The 6,291-nt window shown below is 61.8% G+C and carries 10 protein-coding genes; 3 read left to right on the top strand and 7 right to left on the bottom strand.

Going from position 1 to position 6,291, the window contains the following annotated elements:
• Positions 1-203: 203 nt before the first annotated feature.
• A complete protein-coding gene (locus tag NKI46_RS22730) occupies positions 204-548 on the bottom strand; it encodes a RidA family protein (protein ID WP_023672906.1) in 345 nt (114 codons plus the stop codon).
• A gap of 207 nt (positions 549-755) precedes the next feature.
• Between NKI46_RS22730 and NKI46_RS22725 the strand changes: the two genes are divergently transcribed.
• Entirely contained in the window at positions 756-1,094 is a 339-nt protein-coding gene (locus NKI46_RS22725) for a protein tyrosine phosphatase family protein (RefSeq protein WP_352460549.1), read from the top strand.
• A gap of 9 nt (positions 1,095-1,103) precedes the next feature.
• Here the strand turns inward: NKI46_RS22725 and NKI46_RS22720 are convergent, their stop codons facing one another.
• Together NKI46_RS22720 and NKI46_RS22715 are read right to left on the bottom strand one after the other, a co-directional pair.
• Positions 1,104-1,460, bottom strand: coding sequence for a hypothetical protein (locus tag NKI46_RS22720; protein ID WP_031250958.1), 357 nt, complete (start codon positions 1,458-1,460; stop codon positions 1,104-1,106).
• 65 nt (positions 1,461-1,525) lie between these two features.
• Positions 1,526-1,993, bottom strand: coding sequence for an Lrp/AsnC family transcriptional regulator (locus tag NKI46_RS22715; RefSeq protein WP_352460548.1), 468 nt, complete (start codon positions 1,991-1,993; stop codon positions 1,526-1,528).
• A gap of 139 nt (positions 1,994-2,132) precedes the next feature.
• Between NKI46_RS22715 and hppD the strand changes: the two genes are divergently transcribed.
• Together hppD and NKI46_RS22705 are read left to right on the top strand one after the other, a co-directional pair.
• Positions 2,133-3,248, top strand: a complete 1,116-nt coding sequence (gene hppD / locus NKI46_RS22710) for a 4-hydroxyphenylpyruvate dioxygenase (protein WP_352748002.1) — start codon at positions 2,133-2,135, stop codon at positions 3,246-3,248.
• Between the two features lie 65 nt (positions 3,249-3,313).
• Positions 3,314-3,538: a type II toxin-antitoxin system Phd/YefM family antitoxin gene (locus NKI46_RS22705; protein ID WP_023702307.1), complete on the top strand. Its 225-nt coding sequence runs from the start codon at positions 3,314-3,316 to the stop codon at positions 3,536-3,538.
• A gap of 3 nt (positions 3,539-3,541) precedes the next feature.
• On the opposite strand, the gene NKI46_RS22700 is transcribed toward NKI46_RS22705, so the two are convergent.
• Genes NKI46_RS22700 through NKI46_RS22685 form a run of 4 tightly spaced genes read right to left on the bottom strand, consistent with a single transcriptional unit; the run spans position 3,542 to position 6,283 of the window.
• Positions 3,542-4,078 carry a DinB family protein gene (locus tag NKI46_RS22700; RefSeq protein WP_023821156.1) on the bottom strand — a complete coding sequence of 179 codons (537 nt, stop codon included), beginning with the start codon at positions 4,076-4,078 and terminating at the stop codon, positions 3,542-3,544.
• Positions 4,075-4,371 carry a hypothetical protein gene (locus NKI46_RS22695; RefSeq protein WP_023821157.1) on the bottom strand — a complete coding sequence of 99 codons (297 nt, stop codon included), beginning with the start codon at positions 4,369-4,371 and terminating at the stop codon, positions 4,075-4,077. Before NKI46_RS22695 ends, NKI46_RS22700 begins: the two co-directional genes overlap by 4 nt.
• Positions 4,372-4,385: 14 nt before the next feature.
• Positions 4,386-5,399: a fumarylacetoacetate hydrolase family protein gene (locus NKI46_RS22690; protein WP_023747725.1), complete on the bottom strand. Its 1,014-nt coding sequence runs from the start codon at positions 5,397-5,399 to the stop codon at positions 4,386-4,388.
• Positions 5,396-6,283, bottom strand: coding sequence for an MBL fold metallo-hydrolase (locus NKI46_RS22685; RefSeq protein WP_023747726.1), 888 nt, complete (start codon positions 6,281-6,283; stop codon positions 5,396-5,398). The genes NKI46_RS22690 and NKI46_RS22685 overlap by 4 nt, the downstream gene beginning before the upstream one ends.
• Between the last annotated feature and the right edge of the window lie 8 nt (positions 6,284-6,291).

Here is a 6,291-nt window from a genome sequence, read left to right as displayed (position 1 = left end):
GGGGGGGGGGGGGTCGGGCCTTTGCGGGGGGCTTTCCCCCCCCCCCGGGGGGGGGGGGGGGCGCCCCCGGCCCCCCCTGGGGGCGGGGGGGGGGGGGGGGGGGGCCGGTGCAGCCTCGCCGACCCCACCCCGTCTCGCAGTCTCCGCTTCGCTTCGACTACTCGCCGACCCTCCCCTCGAGTGGGAGGGTAAGGCACCGCGCTCTAAATCGCCGCCGTAACAATAATCTCGACAGTGTATTCCGGCCCTGCAAGCTTGGCCTCACCCGTGGCGCGGGCGGGCGTGTTGCCTTGCGGGACCCACTTGTCCCATTCCTTGTTCATCTCGGCGAAGGTGCCCATATCGGCCAGCCAGATGATCGCCTGCAGGATCTTGGTCTTGTCGGTGCCGGCCTTGGCCAGCAGTTCGTCGATAGATGCGAGGATCGACCTGGTCTGTTCGCCAACGCTGGCGCCGGGCGTTCCGACCTGGCCGGCGAGATAGACGGTGTTGCCGTGGATGACGATCTGGCTCATGCGCGGGCCAACATCGATGCGACGAATGCTCATGGGATGGTTCCTTCGTTTGTCGGTGCGCCTGTTTAGAGTCGCTGCCGCCTCCGGGCAAGGCCAACAGCGCGAAACCTCTTGAGCCTGGGTTGGATCTTGGGCCGCAAATGTCTATCTGCGCCGAGGGATTTCTTTCCGGCGCGGATTGCCGGCCTCGTGTGAGAGTGGCAAGACTTCGCGCCAAACCAGGTTGAGAGGATGAGAGCCATGGAATATCGAGAAATCAGCGAGGACTATTCGGTCTCGGGCCAGATCCAGCCCGAAGATGCCGCCGCCATCAAGGAAGCCGGTTTCAAGAGCGTGATCTGCAACCGACCGGATGACGAGCAGCCCGACCAGCCTTCGGCCGACAGCGTCAAGGCGGCGGTCGAAGCCGCGGGGCTGGCCTTCCGCTACATCCCGGTAATCAGCGGCCAGATCACAGCCGAGAATGTCGAAGATCAGGCCGAAGCGCTCGAAGCGCTTGAGGGACCGGTGTTTGCTTATTGCCGGTCTGGAGCGCGCTGTACCAATCTTTATGGGCTGATCCAGCAGTCGAAGGGCTGACCTGGGGAATCAGCGGCGTCTTCTGGCCATCAGTTCGCGCACCCCAAAGAAGATAGCGAAAACGGCGGTGGTCATGGCAATCTGACCAAGTGGGACAGTGTTGGCAACGAGCAAGACAAAGCCCACAAGACCGATCGGAACGCCGATAATGCACCACCAGCGGGATTTCGGATCTGTGAATATGCCTCGTACGAAGCCTCCAAGTGGAGATGCCGGAGGTGACCGGAAGGGATTGATGTAAAAGGGAATTTGGAACATTGCGTCGAAGCCCTTGGGATGCCGCGCGAAATAGATAAAACTACCTATTGTGTACAGCACTAGTCCAACACCAAAGAGAACAATAGCGACGAGCTGAAAACTGACCATCTTCCCCACAGCCTGAACTTTCCAAATGCAAATGAACGGTATCGAAGTGCCGATATCATATCCACTCAAATCGGTAGCGCGCCGGTTTCCTTCAATGTCTCAAGCACGATCGCTGTCTTCACATGCTGCACCGATTCATCCGGCAGCAGCACGCCATTGACGAATTCCGACAGCGATTTGAGGTCGGGCGTCACCACCTTCAAGATATAATCCATCTCGCCTGTCAGCGCGTGCGCCTCCTGCACCTCCGGCAGCCGCGCCAGCAGCTCGCCGAAGCGCCTGGCATTGTCGCGGTTATGGGTGGCGAGCGTCACCGAGATGACGTTGACCAGCGAGAAGCCGAGCTTGTCGCGGTCGAGCACGGCGCGATAGCCCTTGATGTAGCCGTCTTCCTCCAGCCGCTGGCGGCGGCGTGAGCATTGCGATGCCGACAGGTTCACGCGCTCCGAGAGATCGTTGTTGGTGAGCCGCGCGTCGCCCTGCAAGAGAGCCATTATCTTGCGGTCAAATTGATCGATGCGCGCTTCATTCATCGATTCATCTCCAATCATGCATGAATTATGCACGAGAAGATCATTTCAAGCGTTTGAATGCAAGCACCGTGCGGTCGCTTCGCACTATCATGCGTCATCTCGTGGTCCGATGCGGCCACCATCCGTTTGGAGGAATGCCATGGGTCCCTTCCCGCACCACGCCCCGCCCGCAAAGATCAGCAAGGAAAACCCCGCCGGCACCGACGGTTTCGAGTTCGTCGAGTTCGCGCATGCGGAGCCGCAGAAGCTAGCCGAACTGTTCACCCGCATGGGCTATGTCGCGGTGGCCAAGCACCGCACGAAGGACATCACCGTCTGGCGCCAGGGCGACATCAACTATGTCGTCAATGCCGAGCCGGGTTCGCATGCGATGAAATTCGTCGACAAGCACGGCCCCTGCGCCGCCTCGATGGCCTGGCGCGTGGTCGATGCAAAGCATGCGTTCGAGCATGCGGTATCGAAAGGCGCCACGCCCTACGACGGCAACGACAAGGCGCTCGACGTGCCGGCCATTGTCGGCATTGGCGGCTCACTGCTCTATTTCATCGAAGCCTATGGCAAGAAGGGCTCGGCCTATGATGCCGAGTTCGAGTGGCTGGGCGAACGCGACCCGCGGCCCCAAGGCGTCGGCTTCTATTTCGTCGACCACCTCACCCACAATGTCTATCGCGGCCAGATGGACAAATGGTGGGACTTTTATCGCGAATTGTTCGGCTTCAAGCAGATCCATTTCTTCGACATCGACGGCAAGATCACCGGCCTCGTCAGCCGCGCCATCACCTCGCCCTGCGGCAAGATCCGTATCCCGCTGAACGAGTCCAAGGACGACACCAGCCAGATCGCCGAGTATCTGAAGAAGTACAATGGCGAAGGCATCCAGCATATCGCTGTCGGCACCGACGACATCTACGCCGCCACCGACAAGCTTGCCGACAACGGGCTGAAGTTCATGCCCGGTCCGCCGGAGACCTACTACGACATGTCGTACAACAGGGTGAACGGGCATGACGAGCCGATCGAGCGGATGAAGAAGCACGGCATCCTGATCGACGGCGAAGGCGTGGTCGACGGCGGCATGACCAAGATCCTGCTGCAGATATTCTCCAAAACCGTGATCGGCCCGATCTTCTTCGAATTCATCCAGAGGAAGGGCGACGAAGGTTTTGGCGAAGGCAATTTCCGCGCGCTGTTCGAGTCGATCGAGCAGGACCAGATCAAGCGCGGCGTGATCAAGGTCGATGGCAAGGCGGCGTGAAAACCGTAAGCTCGTTTGCGGCTCGATCGGCTTTGATCTAAGTTCCGATCACAAGAGGTCGAGCCGTGAACGTCTCCATAACCGAAGCAAAGGCCAAACTATCGGAACTCGTCGGCCGCGCGGAAGCCGGCGAGGAGATAGTCATCACTCGTCACGGCAAGATCGCGGCGCGGCTCGTGGCACCAGTTCGAGAAGACTTGTTGTCGCGCATAGGTGCCCTGAAGGGCAAGATTTGGATTTCTGACGATTTCGACAAACTCGGCCCTGAATGGAACGAGTACACCAGATAAAGGTCAGAGGCCCAGCCGCTCGACCTCTTCCTTCCTCACCTTCAAATCATAATCGAGCAAAAACTCGTCCAGCTGCGGCGGCGCGACCGAGCTGCCCGAGAGCATCGCGTGAACCTGGCCGCGATGGTGGATGTCGTGGAGGAAGACATGGGCGAGAATGTCGCCGATCTTTTCGGGGATCATGCCGTCCTCGCGCCGGTCCGTGATGACCTGACGGTCGAGATCCGCCTCCGACAGCTTCTCGCAAAAGGCGATTAGGCGTCGATCTGCTGCGACCTGGGCGGCAAACAGCGCCTGCGGCACATCGAACGGCACGTAGTCGTCATAAGCGGCCGCACCGACGCCGCCTTCTTCGAGAAAATCGAGATAGAGTTGATCGACCGCGAGGATGTGGTTGAGCGTCGCCTTGATCGACGGGAAGAAGCTTGTGCGCTCGGCTTCGAATTCGCCGGGCTTTAGCTGCAGCACGGCGCGATAGAGCCGGTCGTTCGACCAGAGATTGTTGCCGGCCATGCGGCTGAAATGCTCGAGCAGGGTCACGCGTTCATTCGTCTGATCAGGCCAATGCCAGCCGCCATCACCGCGAAGCCGGCGACAACGATCAGCAGCAGCCGGTTCATGCGCCGCCGCATCGCCTGCGTCTCCTCGTCCCGCGCCACATTGGTGTTGGTGATGGTGCGGAACATCATCGCCTTGCGCGGGTAGCCACTGCGGTTGGTCAGATCGGGCGAGCGCGCCTCGATGCGGTAGCTCAGCCGGATCGCCTGGATGAAGACCACCAGAATGGCCAGCGCCCAGACGCCGGCCAGCAGGTAGAACGCCTCGCCCGTCATTGCATTGCCCCCTCTTATGCCTGGGACTTCTCGACCTTCTGCTCGATGGCGCCGAAGATCGAGTTTCCGCTTTTATTCTTCATCTCGATACGCACCGTATCGCCAAAGCGCAGGAACGGCGTCTTGGGCTCGCCAGACTCAATGGTCTCGATCATGCGCAGTTCAGCGATGCAGGAATAGCCGGCGCCGCCGGCCGCCACCGGTTTGCCCGGCCCGCCATCCAGCTTGTTGGAGACGGTGCCGGAGCCGATGATGGTGCCGGCAACCAGCGGCCGTGTCTTTGCGGCATGGGCAATCAGCGCCGGGAAGTCGAAGGTCATGTCGACGCCGGCATTGGCACGGCCGAACGGCTTGCCGTTGACGTCGGCGAGCAGAGGCAGGTTGACCTTGCCGCCATCCCAGGCGTCGCCGAGTTCGTCCGGCGTCACCGCCACCGGCGAAAAAGCCGAGGACGGCTTCGACTGGAAGAAGCCAAACCCCTTGGCGAGCTCGGGTCCGGTGAGCGCGCGCAGCGTCACATCATTGACCAGCATGACCAGCCGGATGGCGGCGCGCGCCTGGTCGAGGCTGGCGCCCATCGGCACGTCGTCGACTATGACGGCGACCTCCGCCTCCATGTCGATGCCGAAGGCTTCGTCCGCCGCGCGGATCGGCTCGCGCGGCGCGATAAAGGAATCCGAGCCACCCTGGTAGATCAGCGGATCGGTCCAGAAGCTTGCCGGCATCTCTGCGCCGCGGGCTTTGCGCACCAGCTCGACGTGGTTCACATAGACAGAACCATCGGCCCATTGATAGGCGCGCGGCAGCGGCGAATGGGCGTCATGCTCATGGAAGCGTGCCGACGGCACCGCATTGTTCTCCAGCGATTCGGCGATCGTCGCCAGGTGCGGCGAAATCCGCTGCCAGTCGTCGAGCGCGGCCTGCAGCGTGCGCGCCAGGAACGAGGCGTCGGTGAAGCGCGTCAGGTCGCGCGAGACGACGACAAGCTTTCCGTCGCGCGTCCCGTCCCTCAATGTGGCAAGCTTCATGCGGTTTCCTCTCCTGATGCGGCTTTGGCGCCGTCTAAGTTCACAACAAGGCCGTCGCGGGCAATCGTCAAGTCACCCGCCCACGATTTCCTGACGGCGGCCTCCCAGTCGGCATCGCCGATCGCGGCATCGTCGGCCGGAATGAGGTGGTTGAGCACCAGCCTCTTCACCCCGGCATCGCTGGCGATGCGCCCGGCTTCCTCGGCAAAGGAGTGGCTGGCGAGCAGATGTTCTTTCAGCCGCGCGCCATTGCCGGTCCTGGCGACCAGCCGCTCGATGCCCTCGTCCAGCATGGCTTCATGGACGAGGATGTCGGCATTTTTGGCGAAGCCGGCGAGCGGCGGGAAGAAGGCGGTGTCGGATGAGAAGACGACGCTTTTACCGCCTTGCTCGAACCGCAGCGCGAAACAGTCGGTTACCGGTGGATGGTCGACGCGCAGTGCCGAGACCTTCAGGCCGCGTTGTGCGAAAACCTGGCCTTCGCCGAATTCAACGATCGAAACCAGTTCGCGGATGTCCGGCCTGCCTTCGTCGACGATTCGGATCTCGATGTCGAACTCCATCGCCTGGCAGAAGCGCCGCCAGTAATGGCCGGTGCCGGGCGGTCCGAACAACGTCACCGGACTGGCCAGACCGGCGGTCCAGGCGGTGTGGAGCAGCGCCCCCAGTTCCAGCACATGATCGGAATGCAGATGGGTGACGAAGATCAGGTCGAGCGCCTTCAGGCTGACGCCGGCATCGACCAGGCCACGCGTGACACCCAGCCCGCAATCGACGACGATGGTCCGCCCGCCAAGCTCCAGCAGCGACGAACTCGGCCACGGCCCGCCCGACCGCAACGCCGGGCCGCCTTTCGAGCCGAGAAGCACCAGCCGGTCGCTCATCGAGCTGA

Origin of the sequence: Mesorhizobium sp. M0615 (genome assembly GCF_040320805.1) — a bacterium.
Lineage (GTDB): Bacteria > Pseudomonadota > Alphaproteobacteria > Rhizobiales > Rhizobiaceae > Mesorhizobium.
The sequence above is the reverse complement of the archived record's forward strand: the minus strand, read 5'-3'. Positions and strand labels throughout refer to the sequence as shown.